We start from the raw sequence: 22,237 nt of genomic DNA on the forward strand, positions 1-22,237 counted from the left end.
GTTTTAGGAAGAAAAGCGTTAGGGATAGTAGCGGCGGCGTTAGCCGTTGCGGAACATAGGGAGCGTTAAAAAAATGCGAAAGCATTTTTAGCGACTCTCCGAAGCAACTGCGTTGCGTAGGCGTAGTGGAGCAATGGAGCGCGAGAGCGCGAAACCGCGGATAGCCCGACCCGAACAAAGTGAGGGAAACGCCCGAAAAATCATTGTCCAGAACGCCTGCCTTGTTAAGCTCACAAGCCTGACCAATCACAATCAGTCCCGAACCGATAATCAAAACTTTGTTGATGTCTTCTCTTTTCATCTATATTAACATTAACTCCTATTTAATTGCCTAAAAAAAAAGGCGAAACTCTTAAAAAAGAATTTCGCCTTAGAAATCACAAAATGAAAATAGTATGAACAGCTTTAATCTCTTTGAGAATCATAATGTTCAAACAACTTTCAGCTTTCATACTGAAACCAAATAATATCAAAAATGTGATTTTATGCTAGTGGATAGCTTATTTTTCCCCATTTGTGATTGATTTGCTTTCTTTATTTTACTACGGTGTCAATAATCTGTTGGAGTTTTGTATCATCATAGAAGTCTGCTCCTGGTGTAATCTCGCCGCCTTGTGTGATAGGCGCACCGGTTTCAACACTTGACCAGTCAGATTTGTGGGAAATTCTAAGTTTGTTTGAGAACTGATATGGGAATCCGTCTGCTGTGCAGCCCAATACAACCGCACAAGCACCGCCGCCACTTCGCTCACCGATGATAGGAAGCCCTTCGTCAGCACAGATAGCCGGGAATGCATTTCCGCATGAGAATGACGAACGGCTTGTAAGAACTGCAAATTTTATTTTGCTTTTAAGTTCGTTGCGATATTCATCATCTTTGCTGTCGATTTTGCCGTCAAGGTTCAAGTCTGCGGCAACATAACGGCTATAGTGTGTGTCTGTGTGAACATCGCTTTGTCTGAAATTAGGAAGATCAATCATATATGCAAGTATCTTTGTCAGACATCGGTCGTCTCCGCCACCATTACAAGAAACATCAATGAGGATTGTTTCAACATTGGGGTAAGCTGTGCCTTCTTTTGTAAGTTCATAGATGGCTTTGTAAAAATCAGCTGTTGGGTCGTTCGGGAAAGTCAGGCTCCAGCCTTCAAAATCATCGGGATTCGGTTCTTCCGCAACATGAGTTGAATTATAATAAGCTTTCCAGTTTTCTATATCGACAAAAAAACTGTCAAATGTGAAGACTGCCGTTTTACCGCCGGAAAGAACATAAAATGGCTTTGGATTTCCTTCGGTGTCTGCATCTCTTCCAGCAGCATTCCTTGCCTCCTTCAACATTGTGTGTCGATTGTCATTTTCTATATATTTTTTAGATTGACATTCAGGACCTGCATAAAAATTATACCAGTCTAGAAGTTGTGTTCTATTAAGTGGTGGCAGATAATCTGAAAACTGGGTACCTGTATGGCAATCTCCATAGGTATACCACATAAGCTTACACAGACCTTTCAAGTATTCTACATAAGATGAAGATTTAAGCATCGGCTGAACATCAGGAGCATAATTTGTAAGCATTTCGTCAAAACTCATGGCATCAGCCGCGCTTACTATATCTGCATTAGGATAACCGTTACCATCATCTGCAAAACCGTAGTAACCCGGATGTCCATAACAATAATCATGGGTAAAGCAAAGCATGTTGTATGTCAAATCTATAAGTTTTTGAGGTCGTTCGCACACACTACCGTCAGATGCACTATACCACGGGCTTTTGCAATAGTTTTCATAAACGAAATCGCTGTTATTGTAATCAAAGAAATATACAGCTTCACCATTGTAGAAAATTTCTTTGTAGTTGCGTGTCGTAAAAAGACAGTTCAAAACGCAGAGAGGAATGTATGCGTCATCAACACCGCCATAAATTTCCATTCCGTATTTTTTAAGGTCAAAAGTCTGAGCTTTTTGCCCAGAATAACTTTTTATAATTCTGAGCAGTTTTTTAGTAATGGCATCTTCTTCTTCGCCATTTGTTTCATCGATGAAGCCTGCCCATTCAGCACAGTGAATTGTGTCATTTTTGACATCAACACAAATCGGGAAAGTTTTGCCATCTGCTTTGTACTCATAGCTGTATTTTCCATCCGAATAACTTGTTTTGACAGGTTGGAAAACATCATGCGTTTCAAGAAAATATTTGAGAGATACATAAGGCACATAATGCTCGCCGTTATAGAAGCGTGCATAAAGTGTATCGCTAGGAGTGTTTGAAAGCTTGTAAAAAGGTAAACTTTCAGAAACAAAATTGGTAGATTCTTCCTGCGCATCATTGTAAACGACATTTGTAATATTCGTAACATCGCCCTCGTTCGCACATGAAGCCAGAGTGAATGTTAAAGACACAGCCGCAAATCCAGCCGTGACCAGAGATACAATTTGCTTTTTCATAGATTTTCCTCCTTAATGGTGTTTTTTACCGTTAGTGACCATGTGACGCTTTATCCTTTTGACTAAAAAAAGGCGGAACCCTTAAAAAAGAATTTCGCCTTAGAAGTCACAAAAGAAAAAGAGTATGAACAGCTTTAATCTCTTTGAGAATCAGAACATTCAAACAAGTTTCAGCTCTCATACTGTAATATTATTCTAATACAAACTGTGATTTTGTCTAGAAAATTTTCGATTTTATATAAGCCTATTTACAGAGAAGAGTTTATTCTTTCTTTATCAGTCTTACATAACTTGTCATCGCACCGTCTTTCTTTACCCTGAATGTTAGTGAAGTCGTACTTTGATCAATACTGTCTACAATCCACCCGTTTTGATTTGCCTCAAGATAAGTTGAATAGAAATCATAGGTAAGATTAGTGAGCGTAGCATAATCATTAAGTGAAGAAAAATCGCTGACTGAATCGGAATCGCTCAAATAGAATGTAATCTTTTTTCCGTTTTCTGCAACGACAGCATACAGATACTTGTCTTCATCGTTCACCTTTACTTTTGCGGCAGTAGTTGCCCCGCTTGCAGAAATATAGGTTCCGCTTTCAGGATATTTTCGGCTGGTTCTTATATCGGTAATGTTTACAAGACCTTCCCCTTTATTGGAGACATATATTTTTCCCTCTTCGGTGCTAGTTATAGTATTTATGGTTGGAGTAGTTCCGCTTCCATAAATATACCATTCCGTGTCGTTTATTGTCAGTTTGTATGCACTGATATAATTAACTGGCAAAGTCTGAACCCACATAAGTTCTCCTATTGAATCAGAGACAATATCGCCAGTCTGCTCTTTGTCAGCATCTGCACGGAGGTATGCTTCGTAATTTGCATATGTAGTCGCGAGAATTCTAGAGTTTGTCGTATCAATGAGAACGATGACATTCGGTGTTTTTTTAAGCATATACCAGCCGCTTGTAATTGCCGGGGCTGTCGGGTCTTCAGTCGGCTTTTGCGGGGTAGAAGGCGTTACAGGGGTTACCGTAGTTTCAGTCTCGCTTTCACAGCCCGTAAAACCAAGGGGGGCAGCCAGTGCCATCAGAAGTGCAATTTTTTTTACCTTTTTCATAAGTTTCCTCCATTGTATTGTGTTGAATTTATGGTGTTAATTTTGTTCAAAAATTTAGTTTATTGGAGCGGAATATCATTATAGTTTTTAGCCCCGATTACCCATGTATTCGATGCCGTTTCAGACCAGTGCCAGCTTGCTCCGTATGTTGGGGTCGCTACAATGTTAAGAAATACAAACGGTTGATCTGAACCATCCGAGTTAAAGTTGCCGGGGATGCGCCAGAGCCAGGTGGAAGTATAGAGTTGCGTTGATTCGCATAAGAGAGGTGCTCGCGAAAACTCATTAGTTTTTTTGTTCCATTCAGGGAGATTACCAACCTCAAGAGAGCTTTTTGCATATTCTGTGTAGGGGGACACTTTACTGTATTCTTTGGAGACCGCTGTTAAATTTTTGAATTGTACATCATTTGTCACCCATGTTGTGGTAGTAGATCTATTCCATTCCCATCCTCCGGAAGGTTTAGCACTACCCAAAAAGCCAGGGAGTAGCCCACCACCGTAGCCTACTTCGCCTCCCAGTTCAAAATGCTTCTTAATCTCGTTTGTTTCTGAATGGTCTTTTTTCGCGGTTGATGTATAAGGAACTGGAGAGCACTCAACAGGAAATTCTATTGGAAGAAACTCGGATGTCCGTTTTCTTTTTCCAGTTGTATCATCTTTGACAGCTTTGTATACGGTCGGCATAAATAATGTTGTAAGCTTCGTCAGGTAGAGTCCTGCAATTGTTCCGCCTTTGGGACTAGTTGAGTGGAAGTAATGAATCATATTTTCATTTGTTACACGAGTTTCTGTAGTTACCCCATAGTACATACCAGGGGAGTTTGATCCTGTGACCAAGAACGGCGTGTATGAAACTTTAACTGTACAAGAGCCAGTTCCTCTGATTCGCTCATCTGTTTTTTCCCTTGGAATCTTTATGTTTGCATTAAAACTTATATTGCCTACAGAAATCGAATATGCACTTGCAATATTTGCAATATTAAATGAAGCCGTGCCGTTTCCGTCAGTCCGTACAGCTCTCTCAATTTCAGAACGAATTGCCATCCTTGATTCATCCGTCTGACTTTTTTCGCAGTCTAGAATCCAATAACCAACAGTGCTAAAACTTATCAAGCAGTTCTTCTCGCTGTTGGTGTCAGATTCTCCCATAGATGCGGAAGTTTCATCTTCTTCAAAAATATTCTCTGTGGAAATCATGTTATCCGCAAATTCTTCTTCAAGGTTGTCGTTGTAATCTTTCGTAACAGCTTCCCATTGTTCCTGCGTAGAAATTGAAGAGATATACAGACTTGCGTTGAAGGCAGGATTATAACCAATAAAACTATAGGGGCATAATTGCAAATCATCTTTTATCATTTTTTCAGTATGTTCATTCCATGTGCCTTCCCAGAATTCATCATCCCTGTCATCAACGACATCTTCAATTTCATTTCCTTGGATTTCATAAAGAATGTAATACGCATCATCTGCAAGGTTGTCGGGCAGATCTTTGTAATCATTAATTACGACTTTGTAAGTTTCATTCACGGCAGACAGATCTGTTGAAAATTCTGAATTTGGAAAAATCGTTGTGATTGCCTTTTTTTCTGCATCAGAATATTCTCCAACTGCAATTGTTTTTAAGGAAACTACAGGAGATTCGTTAGCTTTCGTGTTGCTTTGCGATTCCGAATCTTCATCTTTACATGCCGTAAGACCAGTCCATGTAAAAACAAGGGCTGCCATCGCCATAAAAAGTGCAGTACTTTTTGTTTTTCTCATATTTGACTCCTTTGATTATCGGGAAAAACGAGAATGTTGTTTTAATTTGCCAGTGTTGCTTCGTTTATTGCATTTACCAGTCCTGAAATCTTTTCTGTGTCGTAGAAATTTTCAGGTTTGTTGATGTAGTAGTGCGGTTCGATTCCTATGTCGATGTCGTAGTTCGAGCCGTTTTTTGCCACGCTCATTACGGTTTTGCTTGAGACATGGAAAAGCGTTCCGTCCGCCGCACAGGTATGATAAACTACGCTGGTGCCACCGCCTGATTTTGCGCCAAGAATCGTCACGCGGTCGGAAGCTTTGAGCATGGAAGGAACCAGGTTCCCGCATGAGAAGCTCACTGGAGAAATAAGGCAGAAAAGGTTCTTCTCTTTTACCGTGTCGCCGTCATTGTACTCACCGTCAAAGTTTACATCTGCCTTGTAAGTTGCAGACCACTTTGCGCCTGTAATTGGATTGGTAAAATCAAAAACACATTCACCGAGAAGCCACGAAAGAACGAATGCCGCAGAGTGATTTGCGCCTCCGCCGTTGCAGCTTACATCAAGCACGATATTCTCAATGCTGGGATTCGCCTTAATCTTTTCGTTTATCGCGTGAATCAAAGCTATCGTGTCGTATTCATCTTCAAGGTTATGAACATAAGCGTTCATTTTTTCTTCATCAAAATCAGAAAGCAACTCTAAAATTTGCGCCTTTTTTAAGTCATTGAGCGTAAAATGGTCAAAACGAACAATTGCCGTCTTTCCGTCCGCAGAAACCGTATAACATGAAACTGGATCTTCTTTGTTTGTTGAGCTGTTTCCGATTTTCTCATTTCTTGCAAAAATATATTTTACATAGTTTTCGTAGCCATTTTTATACATGGCTGAAGTGTGCGCTGCTGTGGGAACGGCATCTTTTCCAAGATAATAAGAATTTTTGTCATAAACAGAGTGTCCGTCACCAAAATAGAAATCACATACATCTTTGATTGCATTCGCAAAGGTGAGCGCATCAGTGCTTTTAAGATCATCGCGGATTCCTGTAATCTCAAAATATGAGTCGAAGTCCGGGAATGATGCGATTCCGTGAATTTCTTTTAAGCCGTAGTTCAAGTCAAGATTCATGCACAGTTCGTTGTAACAGAATTCCGCAAGAGCCTTGCTTCTTTTGCCAGGAGCCGGATCCGTACCATAATAGTCATCCGCAACAGCGGAACTATCATTAACAGCATACAGTGAATATAAGTTTTTTCCATTATATATCATAGCTCCGTTAAAAATATCGTTGTAAGTCTGGAGCGGAATGGCAAGACAACATTTATCCTTAGCGTCTTTCCAGATAATCACGCCTATGTCATGCTTTCGCCAGTCCAGAAGAATCGGCTGACCGGGAACATTCGAGGCATCCGTTATTTTCATGTAATCGCCTATTAAATTGACGGCTGCGGTGTCAGAATAAACTTCTGAAGTTTGGAAAAAAGCATCATAGTTGTCAAAATAAAATTCATGCTTTACAAGGTCGATTACGGCCTTCGTATTTGTTTCTGAATTTGTGATTGTTACTTCGGTGGTATCAGCATTTACTTCTGAAACAGAATAATGGTTTCCTTTTAAGGCTTTAATTATACTATTGGCAATGGGAATGTACGGGATTTCTTCCATGCCATCTCTAAAGCCGAGCGTTATATAATCAGTGTTGCTGACTTTTCCGCCCACTAACTCGCGTTTATATACAGTTTTTAATGTTAGCTCTTCGACTATTACATCAAAAGTTTGCTCCGCGATGCTTGGGGCATCTTTACCGTCCTTTCCGTCTTTACCATCTGCGCCATCTTCACCCATTGTGCAGGAAAGAAAATTAGTCGTTAAAATGGTTAAAACTGACAGGACTGCTAACAATCTGCTTTTTCCCATAAAAATCTCCTTTTTTAGGCAAATTCTATATGGGCACTAGCACAGAATCAGCACAAAAAAAACGGAATTTCCGCAACACATCAGCACTTTCTTAAAAAAATACTATATAATTTGGAATATGAAGAGCGAGATTCTAAAAATCTACAATGAACGATACGGCATTCCCCGTCAGGATTTGGCAGATGCGGGAGAATCGAACAGAATAGTCGGAAATATCATCAGTTCGAGTCTTTTTTTATTAGGAATCGTGGATTTTATTGCCATAGTTTTGACTCATCATTCTGACTTGCAAAATCAGCTTACTTATTTGGTTTATTTTGGAATTTTCATGATTCCCGGAATCTTCACATTTTTGTATTCAAAGTGCATAAAAAATGTTCCAAATGAAAAATCATATATTTTAAAAACAATTCCCGTGTACATAATTATTTACATGTCACTTTTTATCTCCGTTTACAATTTTTACATTCTTGGGAAGCCTTTCAACGGAGTTGTCATATATTTCATGACAAGTTTTATTTCTCTCTGCGTGTTTTCATTTTCGCCTGTAATTTTTCTTTTCGGCATTGTAATCGCAATCGGCGTGATGACTCCTGGAATTTATGCCCAGTTTCAGCTGAGCGGCCTTGCTGATTCAATTCTTGCGACTTTTCTTATGTTCTGTCTGGCTCTTTACAAAAGGCGAATAGAAAAGAAGCACATCCTGTTGCTTAAAAAACAAAAGCACAGCCTTGAAGCAAAAACTTTCGGCAACTTCACGCTTTTATACGAAAACAAGGTCATCAAATTTTCACGCACAAAATCAAATGAGCTGATAGCCTATCTCGTCTACAAAAATGGAAGCTCGGTTAACACAAAGGAACTTATAGCCGTTTTATGGGGCGATCAGGCGAATTCGAGTAAACACGGAAGCAACCTTCGAAATCTCATCGTAGACATAAAGCACACCCTGAGCAAAATGGAGATTTTGAATTTCTTTATCGCCGAATACAACAATTTCAGAATCAATCCAAGCGTAATCAATTGCGATTATTACGATTTTTTAAGTGGTGACAAAAACGCGATGGACAGTTTTGCGGGCGAATTCATGAGCCAGTTCAGTTGGGCCGAAGAAACAGCGGGATTTTTGGAACAGAAAGCAATACGGAAGATTTAATTTCGAAAACACAGATTGAATGTCTAGCAAACGACACTCAATCTGCTGGCATTTTACTGTTATTCTATTGTGTCAATAAAAACATCAGCTGAATGGCTGCTTGTAAAATAAATGCTTTGCCGCCATTCTGATGGTATGGAGCTTCTCCGCTTGTATCGATATTAATGTAGAGACCGCTGTACATATTTAGTGACTGCTGCATACCACTGTCAAGAAGGAAAGATTTCAAAGATTCTGTCGTTGCAACTGGAACCGTCGTATCCTTCTTGTTGTGATAAAGATAAATGCTTTCATCCTGGTTTGGAGTCCAGCCGTTTGCAATTGAATCCTTTTCATAAGCCTCAAGGAATTTCTTTGCAATTTCTGAGTCGCTGTTGAATACATCGTCAGTAAAAAGTTCAGTTAAGCTCGACTCACCCAAAAAGTTTTCGATTTCATCACTCGTATATTTTTTGCTCAGAATCCATTCATCCAGATTATTCAGAAGTTTTCCCTTGAAGATTTGCTCATTCGGAATTCCCAGATTGTAGAATTCGTTATACGCCAAAAATACACCGATGACCGTACTCGGCATTGAAGATTCAGGAGATGTGCTGAAAGAACTGTAAATTGCTGAAAGGTCGTACGGACCTGCACCCGCGAAGGTTCTTGTGATTTTGATGTCCGGATACTTTTGTGTGACAAGCTTTAGGACTGCCATTGCCGTTTGACCGCCCTGAGAGTAGCCGACATTAAAAACTTTTGTTCCGAAGTCAGAATATCCCAAAGTTGGAAGAAGTTTTTTTGCTGCGATGAGTGCATCAACTGCCGCCTGAGCATTTGCGCTTCCTATACAGTAAGCCTGATTTTTGTCTTCGGTAATGCCAAATCCGTAGTAATCAGGAGAAACTGTTATTACATTAATGCGTGCGCTGGCAATGGCTTTCTGTTCTTCGAGAGGACCTTTTGAAGGACATTCATCAGCTTTGTTAATCGTATAATGATTGTAGAGAATCATGCCTTTTGCGGGATTATCTGCTGTTATTGAATCGCCAGCCGTAATAACACCAGAAAGCATGATTGGATTGCCGTAAGGGTCATATGACGGATAGATGAAATTGAAAACAGTCAAGCCTTCCGTAAGATGAGTCGTTTCAATGACCTTTGCTTCCGTAATAATGGAAGGATCAATTTTGCCCCCAGTTTGAGTTGTTTTTTCCTCATCATCAGATTCAGTTTGACAGGAAACAAAAGCCGCTGAAGCAAAAATCATACCGCCAATAAGCGATGCTGACAAAACGCGTGAGAAAACTCGTCGATAGTTATGAAAAGATAATTTAGCCATAGGAAAGCCCAATTAGTTCATGTATTCAAGAACAAATTTGTTGATTATGCTTTCGATTATAGGTGGATAGAATGTAACGAAAGTGTCTTTGTCATAGTTTGAATCGTAGAGACCGTGAACTTTGATTTTTTCGGTAGATTCTTCGACGAACTCTTTATTGAGAATTTCACGCCCGTTTGAACCAATGAAACGAACCTTCATTTTAACAACAGCATAGAGCTCTTTTTTTGAAAGTTTTTTGTCAAATTCGAATTCAAGAGAAATAAGCCCTTTTGCGCCAGATTCCTGCATCAGAACGCGAGCTTTCTTTGCTCCGAGCGAGAGCATGTCCTGCTGATATCCGGCTGCGACACAGTTTGTGTTCGTCATTGAAAGGATGTTCAGCTTAGCATATTTGTAATTTTCGCTCTGAGTGATTTTTTCTTTATCGACAACCTCAACGCCCGCAATTTCCTCAAGTGCGTGACGCAGACACTCTTCAGCAAAATCAACCCTGTCCTGAGCCGTAAGAATTTCCGGATTTTTGCCATCGATAAGCTTGTTAATTGCGTTTGAAAGCGTACCGCCCGCATCCTCATCCTTCTGATTGTCAAAATCAACAGCAAGAATCGTAGGATTTCCTTCAACACCCAAGATTCCAACAGGCGAATAATCCGAAATTGAGATTTTTGTAGACGCACAGCTTAAAAAAAGGCAAGCCGAAAAAAACGAAGTAACAGATAAAAAGAGAGATTTTTTCATATTGATTCCTTACAAGAAAAGTAACTCAAAATTACACGAAAATCGACTTATTCGCAAGAGAATTTTAATTGGCGCAAAATCCTCGGTCTGACGCTGTTCCGTGGCTCGCTATCCGCTCGGCCTCTTCCCTCGCTTCGCTCAGTCCAGTGGCTGGCTTACGCCACCACTCCATAGCTTGGCGGCAAATTCTGCCAAAAACAAAGCAGGCTGCCCAAACGGACAGCCTGCTTCTATTAGACTAAGATGTTCTGTTTAGAATTAGAACTTAACTCGCATAAGAACTGGGATAGTGAATTTCTTTGTGAAATCATCATCCTCACCTGTGAAGTTAACCAAGTCAACTACGAGACCTGTAATGAGGTTTGCACTCTTTGTATTGTAGATTTCAACACCTGGGTAAACGCGGAGTGAAGCAGCATATGTGTCTTTGAATCCAAGAGCACCAACAGCACCTGCAGCAGCACCTGATGAATAAATCATAGAACAGAATGGAACGAATGTTTCGTTGAGTTTGTATGTTGCGTTAAGCATACCCCAAGTAGCATATTTAGCAGTTTTAGTTTCTGTTGTTCCAACATCACCACCTGTCCAGTTATACATAGCTGTTACAGAAAGCTGGTCATCGATTGCATAGCGAGCGCGTGCATCAATAGCAATTGCAGTCTGTGTTTTTTCTCCAGAAGTGTTCTGCTCATAAGTAACACCTACCAAAGAAGTAAGAGCTTTGAGGTCAGCAAGTTTTGGCTCTACGAACAAAGCGAAAGACATATCTTTGTGAGAATCTTTTGTTGTGAACAAAATGCGGCCAACATCTTTGATTGTGTATCCGATTTCTGCGAACCACTGGTCATTATCAAATACCCAGTCATCACCTGCATCATCTGGATTTGCATAAGTTCCTGCTTTTGACTCAATGAAAGCACCACGAGCTTCAAGACCCATATCTTTGTTCGTATAAGAAATCATGTTTGTGATTTTCTTTTTACCGTTCTGCTGAGAAATATCAACACCGTTTCCTGATGTTCCAAGTTTGTTTGCAAGACCTGGCTTCTGCAATTCACCCCAGAATTTACCTTCATGGTTGCCAATATCTGCATTTACACGACCAACAGCACGAGAATCCCATGCACCGCTCTTGAATGAGAATTTACCGAAGTTAATCCAGCCATTGTACTTAGCGAGAGAAAGAGTTCCTTCGTTACCATCATTTGAATAAGTTGGAGTAATCTCAAGTTCGAGACCACCGAAGTCTGCCTTACCCTTGAATGAAAGAGCGTCAGATGTTGTGCGGTTTGCTGTTACACCATTGAGCAAATGTGTGTTGTGCTTCATCTGATGTGAAAGAACTTCAATACCAGTGCGGTAGTTTACTGAAAATGTAGCTTCTGCAGCGGCGAAACCACCGAGAATCAATGCAGCAGCTGCTGCGCTTACGATTTTTTTCATAGGAAAAAATCCTCCTTTTTTAATTGGAAATTTTAAACCAACGGTTTCTTTGATTTCCTTTTTCCAAAGTTAGTATATCACTGAATATCGGAATGTATTTGGATAATTTTGACAGAAATGTAACCTTTTCTGTCAAGTTTTGTTATTTAACGAGAATTCTCGCTTTGAACAATCAGTAGAATAATCTAATTTTAAGATAGGTTTAATGTAGCCGCGAGTTTTTTGGACTTTTATAACTTCCTTGTATGAAATTTTCGTATTTTTCACAAATGCAGAATGTGGGACTTTCATATTTTCAGACTTCTGCATTAAAAGTTATTTTTTTCTTTCTTCATAAAAAGTATTCTTGAGATATGCTTGTCCAGTGTCATCCAGGATACCCCCAGTTCCTTCGCAAGAGAGCGTTTGCTTCTTCCCAGAATAAGCTCCTTTCGGATGTAATCATCGTATTGCGAAAGTTTGTAATGGTCGGATTTGCGCCCTTGACGACGACCGATTTGCTTCCCCTCGATTCTGGCACGGTTCAGTCCTTGTTTTGTTCGTTCAGAAATAAGCTGCCTTTCAATTTCCGCTGACAACCCGAATGCGAATGCCAGAACTTTAGACTGAATATCATCACCGAGCCTGTAATTGTCCTTTATCGTCCATACTTTTATGTTCCTTTCAAGAAAATATTGCAGAACATTCATAATCATGATTAGGGAACGTCCGAAACGAGAGATTTCGGTGCAGATGATTAAATCCCCTTCTTTGCTTTGGTTCATGAGTTCCCTGCCAAGTTTCCGAGACTCCGGCTTTTTCGTTCCGCTGATTTTTTTCCTCAATCCACTTGTCGATGTGAATTCCGTTCTGTCGGGCAAAATTTTCAATTTCAAGCTGTTGATTCTCAAGGTTTTGATGTGCTGTTGAAACCCTTATGTAACCGTAGACCATAGTTCTTCCTCCTGTTTTCTTAACTAAGTTTTTTTTGTTTTATCTGTTCAATTTAATCCTTGGTTTAAATTTCCTAATTTAAAAAGGAGGATTTTTTCAATGAAAAAAATCGTAAGTTTAGTAACAATGACAGCTGTAGCGGCAGGTCTTGCAACAGCAGAGGTTAAGATTTCAAACAATTTCCGTATTCGTCCTGTAATCGCAGAATTCAATATGGGAACAGAGGCAGACACTCATACAAGATTATTCGATCTTGATGGCGTTCAGGGTGCAAAAGACACAATCAAATTTGATGCAAAGAACGACTATGCAGGTGTTACTCTTGCAATTGATAACAACCTTACAGGTGGCAAGTTTGCATTTGATACATATTCTGGATTCTTGAAATTTGGAGACCTCACATTCACTGGTGGTCTTTATGATAGTCGTATTGCGAACCGAGTTACAAAAGACCAGAATGACCTTTCTCTCATCGAGCAGAACTGGGGTGCAACATATAATACTGCAAAGAAAGGTACTGACAAATATAAGACTGATAAAACAAACAAAAAATTCTACGGAAACAAAAAACTTGGTATCAATGCTAATGTAGGTGCACTTGCAGGTGTAGATTCAGACAACATCACTGCAATTGAAGGAACAAAGGCAATTTCATTCGTAGCCGATTATATGTTCGCTGATGTTGCTGGTGGCAAACTTCAGCTTTGGGCTGCATTGAACAAAGCTGCTGACGAATGGGTTACTCAGAATGATGACGGTCAGACAACTTATGAGGTTGAAAGTGCTTATGCTTTCCGAGCAGCTTATACTGCTGATGCTTTCGCTTTCGATGCTGACTTGCACTTGCGTAAGGACACATTGGTTGCAGCTGCATTCTTCAGCCCACTCTCAATCGATAACCTTTCTTCAGTATTTGGCTTCACATTCGCAAAATCTGAAGCCTATGTGGAAAAGATTTCATATAGTGATTATAAATTGGATGCGAAAGGGAATATTGTTGGAAATACTGTAAAAAAAGATGAGTCTTATACAGCTGATGATACATATTGGGCAATCGATGCTCGTGCACGCTATGCAATCGATGACACTATGGCAGCCGGAATCTACTTGAACTACACAAATGTTAAAGCCGGTGATGAAGATGCAGAAGGTGTTCTCGACACAGTTGTTAACTTCAATTCAAAACTTAATGATACAGTAACAGCATTCGTTGAGGGTGAATTTGTATTCCTCACAAACTCTGATTCACGCAAAGCAGAAGGTTCACAGATTGCAGCTCAGGTAGGTGGTATCTTCACAGCTGGCAAGGGTGCAACCCTTGATGCTGCTATTCGTGCAACAATAGCTGGTGTTGGTGCAGATCAGGATAAAGATCTTCTCGGAACACAGATTTCTATCCCTGTTTGTATGAGAATCAAACTCTAATCCAGACATTACATAAAAAAAAGGGTCGTCATTGTGGCGACCCTTTTTTTTATGAGCTAAACACTTGAAAACTTTGAAACTGTTCTCATATTCATAACAACCTGAGTGCTCGCAGGGGTAAATGTTCAGCAGGAAGAATTATTCATTAGTTATTTTTCATTGTGCGCGTTAAGAATCACACTGTCATAGCAACATCACTGACGAGTTCCTTGACTCGCTCCACTGTCATACCTAGTGACTTTGCGATAATCCCAACAGAGACTCCATTCGCATAAAGATTTTTTGCGTTCTCTATGGCGGTTTCTTCGCGTCCTTCGGCTCGGCCAACGGCGATTCCTTTATGTAAGCCTTCTTTTCTTCCCTGTTCTAAGCCTTCTTGCATGCCCTGCTGTTTTGCATTGAACATTATTGTGTTGTAATCCCGCATGGCTTTATCGATTGAGTTCTGCTGTGCCCACAGGATTTCGTCCTTGCTTACTGAACAGAGTGAAGTTTTTGCGTTCATAAGGCCTCCTTCGGAGCGGATTATTTGATCGATGTATTCCGCTCGCCGCTCGTCATCGGCATAAGACAGGAACAACCCCCACTTCTCAAGCTTTGAGAGTTCCTTTACCGGCTTTCCGAGGAGCCTGTGAATCTTTATCAGGTCGAAGAAAACTACATTCAGCCGGTCGGAAAGTTTCCCGCCATTTTCTTTCCTCATAGTGTACCATGAAAGCGGCGACTTGTCACTTTTGTCGAATTCAAAATTCAGCACGGATATCTGATAAGCTGCGGGGGTATGCCAGTTCTGACCAGTCTTGTTGCTGGTGCTCAATAGTCTCGCCACCTGTATCTCGGCACGGGCGGCATAATCGTAGTTTTCCTGCCTGGATTGCATCTCGATGTCGCATCGCTCTCCGTCAGAGAATTTTACGCTCACATCAAAGCTCATTCTGTTTTGGTTCACGATTTCAACTGGCGGCTCATTTTGAATGAGCTGAAGTTCCGAGATTTCCCTGTTCAGGATTGTGGAGATGAAATCCTTTAGCGCGGCATTGCTTTCCTTTGTGTCCGCCGTGAACATTGCCTTGAACGATGAGTCGCATTTAGGGTCGAGAAGAGCCGTGGGGCTTGGTCGTAAGGTCACTGCCATAAGAACCTCTTTTTGTATTGAAATTCCGTAAGTCTTTCCGCTTACACTTATTTATTTGAAAAGAAAGTCACTTTTCGGCAATGTTTACGGATAATATTTTGTTATAATTACAAAAATTTGCCAGAAATTAAAACGATGACAAAAATCTTAATTTGTGCTATAATATGTTGTTATGCAGCAAGCACAGAAAACAATGAAGGTAAGTCTTGACAACTCAAAAATCAAAATGGCGATTCGGGCTGGCATTCCGCTCTCTATCACCACATACACTCTTCCGCGCGAAATGGCAGAATATATGGAAGAAGTTCTTGCTGCATTTTTGGGCGAGCTTGGGCAGGAGCACATGGGGACCTACCTGCGTTATTGTCTTAACGAGCTTGTAACCAACGCCAAAAAGGCCAACACAAAGCGCATTTATTTTAAAGAAAAGAACCTTAATCTTTTTGATGATGCAGATTATGAAATCGGCATGAAGAACTTTAAAGAAGAAACTCTTGGCAATATCCGGCATTATCTTGCAATGCAGAAACTTACCGGTCTTTATGTCAAGCTCATGCTTCAAACTCGCAATAACCGCATCAAAATCGAAGTCCGAAACAATTCCGTCCTTACATTCCGTGAATACAAGCGAATGCATGACAAACTGAGCCGTGCACAGCAATACACTTCTGTCGATCAGGCCATGAATCAAATCATTGACCAGTCAGAAGGTGCGGGCCTCGGTATCGTCATCATGATTCTCATGCTCGAAAAAATCGGTCTGACCGAAGAAAATTTTCAGATTCTTTGTGAAAATGGCGAAACGATTACGAGAATCATCCTTCCAATCAATGAAAAAACTCAGCGTGAACTGAATACGGCATCGCATGAATTCATCAAACTAATTGATGAGTTGCCGCAGTTCCCCGAAAGCATCACTAGAATCAGCAAAATCATTAATAATCCTAACTCAAAGATGAGCGAAATCGCCAGTGCCATTTCGTGTGATGTTTCCCTTACTTCTGATTTGCTTCGTCTTGTCAATTCTGTTACATTTGCGCTCGCATCTCCGTGTATCAGCATTGCCGATGCGGTAAAGCTTGTCGGAATCCGCGGTATCAAAAATCTTCTTTTTTCTGTTGGTTCTGTAAAACAGCTTGAAGGCTTGGGCGGCATGTCTCAAAAAATCCTTTGGACTCATGCTTACCGGGTTGCATTCTATTCTTACAATCTTGCGCGTAATTTCTGTGCCGCAGAGCGTGACATTATCGATGATTCATATATTTGTGGTCTCTTGCATGATATGGGTAAGCTTGTTTTCGCTACGGCGCGTCCTGATTTTGTCATGAATGCCGCCGAAATCTGTAAGCAGCGCAATCTTTCTCCTGACATTTTTGAAAAGTTGCTTGCCGGAGTAAATCATAGCGAAATCGGTGCTTTAATTGCCGAAAAATGGAATTTCCCCGAAATCATCATATCGGTCATCCGTCATCATCATGAGCCTGACATGGCATCGCCTTCTGCTAAAAAATTGACGTCGCTTGTTTATCTTGCTGACATGATTGCTCATTATCAGACTCACGAGGTCGATTACTATCAGTTTGATGTTGATGTCTTAAAGCTTTTTGGAATCGGGAACGAAACGCAGCTGGCAAAAATCTCTGCCAAACTTGAAGCTGCATTCAAGGCCGACTAGCCTTTGTTCTTTTTGAAAGAATTCTTTTTATCCGCTAATCTTGCTGACCCAGGCTTGCATCAAAATTCCGTACGCAACTCCAACATTCAGTGAGGCTTTTAATCCTTTCATCGGGATTGAGACTCTTCCGTAAGTGGCCGCATTCAATGCCTGCGGGCTTACGCCGAGTTCTTCTGAACCGATTATGCAGATTCCGCGCTTCGGAAAATCAAACTCTTCTATTAATGTGCCGCCTGTCTCAAGTACGAAAATCGGTAGATCCCGCTCTTTTGCAAATTCTACAAGCTCATCCACGCTTTTTCGCTCAAATCCGATTGTTTCAATGCATCCCATGCCGCTTCTGAGTGCTTTGGGGTGATTCGGATCAATGCACATCGGGGAAATCAGAACTTTTTCGGCACCCATTGCCTCTGCTGTACGGAAAATCGAGCCGCAATTGAAAGGCGAGCGGATATCTTCAGCATAAACATAGACTTCCGGGTAAAAATCGCGCTGTTTTACGAGACCGTTTTCGTCGAGAGGTGAGGCGTGTGGTGCGATGATTAAATCCCATTCGGCAGGGAATGTTCCGATTATTGCAAGGAGATTGTTGCGGGCAAGATTACATGCCCGTTTTTCATCAAACGGTTCGGAATTCAAAACCTCTTCAAGCTGAGTTTTGCTCGCTTCGGGAAGTTCTTCATCTTGAATTACGATGGAAAGCAGCTTTTTAATGTATTCAGAGCGAGGAATGCTTTTGAAATTGTATTCATTGCCTTTTTCAGGAATTCCGTCAACATCACGCTCCAATGCTCCGAATGTGAGCGCCAGTTTTCGTCTTTTCTGGCCGGGCTGCAGCTGATTTAATTTATGAGGTTCAATCATTAGAATGCCGTTTTAATCAATGAGAACAAATCGTCGCTGTTCATGCTTCTTGGAAGAGAATTTACAATGTCGAGCTGACCTGCATCTTCTGCTGCCAAAGCAAGCTGTTCCATCGATACCGAAAGGTCTTTGAGTCGTGCCGGAAGATTTGCTTTTGCGATTCTCTGACGGATATTTTCGGCAAATGCACGGGCTGCTTCTTCGGCACTTTGTTCGGCCGTTGCAAGGTTCATTTTTCGCGCAAGTACAGCGATTTTATCAGCCTTGAATTTTGCACATTCTTCTATCATATATGGGAAAAGAACTGTAGTTGCGACCGAACGCCAGATTTTGTAACGCGCGTTTATACACATTGAAAGGAGAGAAGCGATTCCCATTGATGAAGTGGCTGCCGCAAGGGATGCCAGACAGCCTGCCTGAGAAAGAAGCTCTTCTTTTGCCGTAGTAATTGTGAGGCTCTGTGAACCGTCAAGCGCATAAGTGAAAAGTTCTACGGATTTTTCGGCCATCATGTTGCTGAAGAAATTTTCTTTTTGGGAAAGATAGCTTTCTGTTGCGAGACAGAGCGTTTCGAGGGCCATCGATTCCGTCTGATTTTCTGTAAAGGTTGCAGTGAGAGTAGGGTCAAAAAGTACAAGTTTTGTGATTCCAGCCTGTGCTTTAATCAGTTTGATTGTTGAACTTCGGGCATCAGTGAGCGGAATTGTGTCTGTAAAGATAAACGGATCCCGGATTGTTGTAGGCAGACAGATTAATGGAATTGCCGGACTTTTGGGGATTGCACCGTCAAGATAATCGTATAAATCGTGCTCTTCGTTGATGAGTGCACATGTCGCGCGGGCAAGGCTTATCGGCTTTCCACCGCCAACGGCAATCACTCCATGAATATGTGCTTCTCTGGCAAGTTTTAAAAGGCGACCAAGTATTTCAGAGCTATCTCCTTTCGAAAGTTCATCATAAATGAAATACTCGATTTTTTTGTCAGCGAGTGTTTTTGTGATTTTATCAGCAATGCCGTTCTCGCGCAGAATCGGATCCAAAATCAGCATGAATTTTGTGCCGTATGAAAGAAGTGACTGACCGAATCTGCTTGCAGTGTATGAGCCTAAAAGAATGTTTGGTGAAACTTTGAATGAAAAATCTGCCATTTTATAATCCTAATTAAAAAAAAAGACGGAAAAAATTCCGTCTTTCTGTAAGCGACACCATTGCCGTAAGATTAACGCCGTGTGCTAACCCACGACTAAAGTCCATAGCTTGCAAGAATACGGTCAGCAGTTGATGCAACAACAGCCTGATTCAAGTAGTTTGGATCTTTAATCTTTTCTTTGATGGCAGCAACGAGATCCTGTCGAATGTCCGGAGTTTCTGCCGCAACCTGATTCAAGTAGTATGCTTCTGCTGCTGCTTTTGCCTCATCAGAAACACTGATTGAATCTGCTGTAGAATATGTATTTTCTGTAGTCTGTGTGCGACGAGTATTCTGAACATTGTTAAGAGGATTTACATTGTCAATTCTTCCAATCATCATAGCTAACCTGCCTTTTACGCTTTAATTATCGGCATTTTCTTCAAAATCTTTAGAATTTTTTGAAGAAATCTTACATCCAGAGATAAATACTGCGAATTCGCCCAAGACTTTACTTCTTTGTGCGAAATCATCACGCATTTGCGCTGCAGTCCCCTCTACTATCTCTTCATGTAGTTTTGTAAGCTCTCGCCCCACAACCACACGCCGTTCACTATCAATATCGGCAATATCCGTTAGAAGTTTAACGATTCTGAACGGAGATTCGTACAAAACGATTGCATCCCCCGTAGCAAGCAGTTCTTTGAGCCTTGAACGGCGGCGCCCCGGTTTTGGTGAGAGAAACCCCTCAAAGACCAGTGTTTTTCCGCCGGCTCCTGCAACGCTTACAAGTGAAGCAAACGCGCTTGGTCCCGGAATCGGCACGACATTGTGCCCTGCCTTCCGTGCCAGCCCTGCAAGAACAGCACCAGGATCACTGATTCCGGGAGTGCCTGCATCGCTTGCATAGGCGACCGTCTGCCCTTCATCGAGCATCCTGATGATTTTTTGAGCCGCTATTTCCTCATTCTGTGAACGACAAGAAACAAGCGGTTTTTTGATTTCAAGATGATTCAAAAGCTGTAGAGTGTGCCGCGTATCTTCCGCCGCAACCACATCAACAGTCTTGAATGTCTCGACTGCTCTAAATGTAATATCACCGAGATTTCCAATCGGTGTTCCAACGATGTAAAGGGTAGACACATCTTAATTATAAATTAGTAACGGGAAATTAGCAATTACTAATTCATTATTTCTATCATTTCAATACTGAACAGAAGGTGTTCACAAGGGCATCGATTCTGCTGTAGTCCGGTTCAATGGTGCTCTTAAAGAGTGAGTCGGCACCTGTTTCAGGATTTGAGCGGATTTCGATTTTTTTGCTTACAATATAGTCGTCCAGGTTTGAAATCGTGATTGAAGTCATTATTTGCGCCATGGAATTCAAATCATTTTCTTCAAGGTCGATGATTTTTCCGGCTTTTGCGAGGCTGCGGAGAGCCTGTTTTGTCTGGGTGACAAGCTTTTCGCGTGTTTCCTGCGCAATTTTTGCTGCGGCTGTTGAGATGTATTTTTCGCTTTCAATGAAGGAATAAATCTGAATCAGCGGCTCTTTTTCATTCATTTTGAACCAACGGTTTACGATGGCCTTCATTACGTTTTCGGCAGGATAACGCTGTGAAATCGAATCAATGTCGGTCGGAATGAAGTAAGTCTTTCTATAATAGTCACCGCACCATCGGAGACAGTCTTCAATCATTGCATCCCTGCTTTCATAATGGTTGTAAAGGGAAGCTTTTTTAATCCCGAGCTTTTCTGCGACATCTGAAAGTGAAGTTCCGCCAGCATTTTTTGTAAAGCATGCGTCAAGAAAAGCGAGAATGATTTTCTCGCGGTTAACTTTTTCTGTTTTTGCCATTTTCCCACCCAATTAATCTGCCGGGAAAAAAGGAGAAATTTTCCCGATAGACTAACTATCATTAGTTTATTACGAGACGGGGGATTTGTCAACTGTTTTGAAATTTGATAGAATAGATTGATATGGATTTATTGAAGAAACTTAAAGAATTAGACGCGCGTTATGTTGAAGTGAACGAGCTTGTTCAAGACCCGGACTTGGTAAAAGATCAGAAAAAATACAAGGATGTCATGCGTGAGCACGGTCATCTTACGGCAGTTCTTGAAGTTGGTAACGAATACCGAAAGTGCTTGCAGGGAATCGAAGACGCAAAAATGATGATTACGGCAGAAGATGATGCCGAAATGAAGGAAATGGCACGCGAGGAAATGAAAGCTCTCGAAGAAAAGGTGCCGCAGCTTGAAGAAGAAATCAAACTCAAACTGATTCCGCCTGATCCTCTTGATGAAAAGAACATCATCCTTGAAATCCGTTCGGCTGCTGGTGGTGATGAGGCTTCTCTTTTCGTTCGCGACATGTGGGAAATGTACATTCACTTGTGTGAGCGCAAGGGATGGAAGTACGAGAATGTCGAGGCTCAGGAAACAGAAGTCGGCGGATTCAACAAAATCGTCACACAGATTACAGGAAAATTCGTTTACGGAACTTTGCGCTGGGAATCTGGCGTTCACCGAGTTCAGCGAGTTCCTGCTACCGAGTCTCAGGGCCGATTGCAGACTTCAACAGTTACTGTCGCAGTTTTGCCAGAAGCCGAGGAAGCTGACATTAAAATCAATCCGGGCGATGTCCGTGTCGATGTAATGCGCGCTGGTGGACCTGGTGGTCAGTGTGTCAACACTACGGACTCTGCCGTTCGACTCACACATATTCCGACTGGTATTGTAGTAATCCAGCAGGATCAGAAATCTCAGATTAAAAACAAAGAAAAGGCATGGGAAGTTTTGCGTGCGCGCCTGTTCGATTTTGAACAGAGCAAACTCGATGCAGAGCGTTCTTCTGCCCGCCGAAGCATGGTCGGAAACGGTGACCGTTCAGAAAAAATCCGTACTTACAACTATCCGCAGGACCGCGTAACTGACCATCGAATCAACCTTTCGCTCCACAACTTGCCTGGCTTTATGATGGGCAACATGGACGAAATGCTTGACGCTCTCAATGTCTACGCCAAGGAAGAAGAATTCAAAGCATTGGATTCATAAATCTAAGTTCAACAGAAAATTAGGGCTGCCCTTAAAGTTGATTGTTTTCAACTAGGGCAGTTTTTTTTCGCCTGAAAGGGTTTCTTGAATCTTTTATATTAACCTATTGACAAAGTAGGAAAAAGAGTGTAA

At 41.3% G+C, this 22,237-nt stretch carries 18 protein-coding genes and 1 pseudogene; 4 read left to right on the forward strand and 15 right to left on the reverse strand.

Annotation, left to right across the window (positions count from 1 at the left end):
* The 5 genes from Q0Q74_RS11470 to Q0Q74_RS11490 all read right to left on the reverse strand — a co-directional run.
* Positions 1 to 301 (reverse strand): hypothetical protein (locus Q0Q74_RS11470; protein ID WP_294430977.1); only part of this gene is annotated, 301 nt, incomplete at its 3' end.
* Positions 302 to 534: 233 nt separating this feature from the next.
* Entirely contained in the window at positions 535 to 2,445 is a 1,911-nt protein-coding gene (locus Q0Q74_RS11475; RefSeq protein ID WP_294430979.1) for a S41 family peptidase, read from the reverse strand.
* 262 nt (positions 2,446 to 2,707) lie between these two features.
* On the reverse strand, positions 2,708 to 3,559 hold the full coding sequence (locus Q0Q74_RS11480; RefSeq protein ID WP_294430981.1) for a hypothetical protein: 852 nt from the start codon (positions 3,557 to 3,559) through the stop codon (positions 2,708 to 2,710).
* Between the two features lie 59 nt (positions 3,560 to 3,618).
* On the reverse strand, positions 3,619 to 5,322 hold the full coding sequence (locus Q0Q74_RS11485) for a hypothetical protein (protein ID WP_294430983.1): 1,704 nt from the start codon (positions 5,320 to 5,322) through the stop codon (positions 3,619 to 3,621).
* A 41-nt stretch (positions 5,323 to 5,363) separates the two neighbouring features.
* The gene (locus tag Q0Q74_RS11490) at positions 5,364 to 7,220 is read right to left on the reverse strand and encodes a S41 family peptidase (RefSeq protein WP_294430986.1); all 1,857 of its coding nucleotides are present in this window, start codon (positions 7,218 to 7,220) and stop codon (positions 5,364 to 5,366) included.
* A gap of 118 nt (positions 7,221 to 7,338) precedes the next feature.
* Here Q0Q74_RS11490 and Q0Q74_RS11495 point away from each other — a divergent pair, with 118 nt between their 5' ends.
* Positions 7,339 to 8,376, forward strand: a complete 1,038-nt coding sequence (locus Q0Q74_RS11495; RefSeq protein WP_294430989.1) for a hypothetical protein — start codon at positions 7,339 to 7,341, stop codon at positions 8,374 to 8,376.
* A 64-nt stretch (positions 8,377 to 8,440) separates the two neighbouring features.
* Here the strand turns inward: Q0Q74_RS11495 and Q0Q74_RS11500 are convergent, their stop codons facing one another.
* The 4 genes and pseudogenes from Q0Q74_RS11500 to Q0Q74_RS11515 all read right to left on the reverse strand — a co-directional run bounded on the left by Q0Q74_RS11500 (position 8,441) and on the right by Q0Q74_RS11515 (position 12,820).
* Positions 8,441 to 9,700 carry a lipase family protein gene (locus Q0Q74_RS11500; RefSeq protein WP_294430991.1) on the reverse strand — a complete coding sequence of 420 codons (1,260 nt, stop codon included), beginning with the start codon at positions 9,698 to 9,700 and terminating at the stop codon, positions 8,441 to 8,443.
* 12 nt (positions 9,701 to 9,712) lie between these two features.
* Entirely contained in the window at positions 9,713 to 10,441 is a 729-nt protein-coding gene (locus tag Q0Q74_RS11505) for a hypothetical protein (RefSeq protein ID WP_294430993.1), read from the reverse strand.
* A gap of 258 nt (positions 10,442 to 10,699) precedes the next feature.
* Entirely contained in the window at positions 10,700 to 11,887 is a 1,188-nt protein-coding gene (locus tag Q0Q74_RS11510) for a hypothetical protein (RefSeq protein WP_294430995.1), read from the reverse strand.
* 308 nt (positions 11,888 to 12,195) lie between these two features.
* Positions 12,196 to 12,820: pseudogene (locus Q0Q74_RS11515) on the reverse strand (recombinase family protein).
* 99 nt (positions 12,821 to 12,919) lie between these two features.
* Here Q0Q74_RS11515 and Q0Q74_RS11525 point away from each other — a divergent pair.
* Positions 12,920 to 14,245, forward strand: a complete 1,326-nt coding sequence (locus tag Q0Q74_RS11525) for a hypothetical protein (protein WP_294430999.1) — start codon at positions 12,920 to 12,922, stop codon at positions 14,243 to 14,245.
* Positions 14,246 to 14,420: 175 nt separating this feature from the next.
* On the opposite strand, the gene Q0Q74_RS11530 is transcribed toward Q0Q74_RS11525, so the two are convergent.
* Complete coding sequence (locus Q0Q74_RS11530; protein WP_294431000.1) at positions 14,421 to 15,380, reverse strand: Rpn family recombination-promoting nuclease/putative transposase; 960 nt, start codon at positions 15,378 to 15,380, stop codon at positions 14,421 to 14,423.
* A gap of 172 nt (positions 15,381 to 15,552) precedes the next feature.
* Between Q0Q74_RS11530 and Q0Q74_RS11535 the strand changes: the two genes are divergently transcribed.
* Entirely contained in the window at positions 15,553 to 17,055 is a 1,503-nt protein-coding gene (locus Q0Q74_RS11535; protein WP_294431001.1) for an HDOD domain-containing protein, read from the forward strand.
* Positions 17,056 to 17,082: 27 nt separating this feature from the next.
* Here Q0Q74_RS11535 and Q0Q74_RS11540 read toward each other — a convergent pair whose 3' ends face one another.
* From Q0Q74_RS11540 to Q0Q74_RS11560, 5 genes are all read right to left on the reverse strand, one after another.
* Complete coding sequence (locus Q0Q74_RS11540; protein WP_294431003.1) at positions 17,083 to 17,919, reverse strand: TrmH family RNA methyltransferase; 837 nt, start codon at positions 17,917 to 17,919, stop codon at positions 17,083 to 17,085.
* Entirely contained in the window at positions 17,919 to 19,067 is a 1,149-nt protein-coding gene (locus Q0Q74_RS11545; RefSeq protein WP_294431004.1) for an iron-containing alcohol dehydrogenase, read from the reverse strand. The genes Q0Q74_RS11540 and Q0Q74_RS11545 overlap by 1 nt, the downstream gene beginning before the upstream one ends.
* A gap of 95 nt (positions 19,068 to 19,162) precedes the next feature.
* Positions 19,163 to 19,450 carry a flagellar biosynthesis anti-sigma factor FlgM gene (locus Q0Q74_RS11550; protein ID WP_294431006.1) on the reverse strand — a complete coding sequence of 96 codons (288 nt, stop codon included), beginning with the start codon at positions 19,448 to 19,450 and terminating at the stop codon, positions 19,163 to 19,165.
* 21 nt (positions 19,451 to 19,471) lie between these two features.
* Positions 19,472 to 20,191: a 16S rRNA (cytidine(1402)-2'-O)-methyltransferase gene (rsmI, locus tag Q0Q74_RS11555; RefSeq protein ID WP_294431007.1), complete on the reverse strand. Its 720-nt coding sequence runs from the start codon at positions 20,189 to 20,191 to the stop codon at positions 19,472 to 19,474.
* 55 nt (positions 20,192 to 20,246) lie between these two features.
* Positions 20,247 to 20,906, reverse strand: a complete 660-nt coding sequence (locus Q0Q74_RS11560) for a TetR/AcrR family transcriptional regulator (protein ID WP_294431008.1) — start codon at positions 20,904 to 20,906, stop codon at positions 20,247 to 20,249.
* A 122-nt stretch (positions 20,907 to 21,028) separates the two neighbouring features.
* Here Q0Q74_RS11560 and prfA point away from each other — a divergent pair, with 122 nt between their 5' ends.
* The gene (gene prfA / locus Q0Q74_RS11565) at positions 21,029 to 22,105 is read left to right on the forward strand and encodes a peptide chain release factor 1 (RefSeq protein ID WP_294431010.1); all 1,077 of its coding nucleotides are present in this window, start codon (positions 21,029 to 21,031) and stop codon (positions 22,103 to 22,105) included.
* Positions 22,106 to 22,237 lie beyond the last annotated feature (132 nt).

It is taken from the genome of uncultured Treponema sp., from assembly GCF_946187725.1.
Classification (GTDB): domain Bacteria; phylum Spirochaetota; class Spirochaetia; order Treponematales; family Treponemataceae; genus Treponema_D.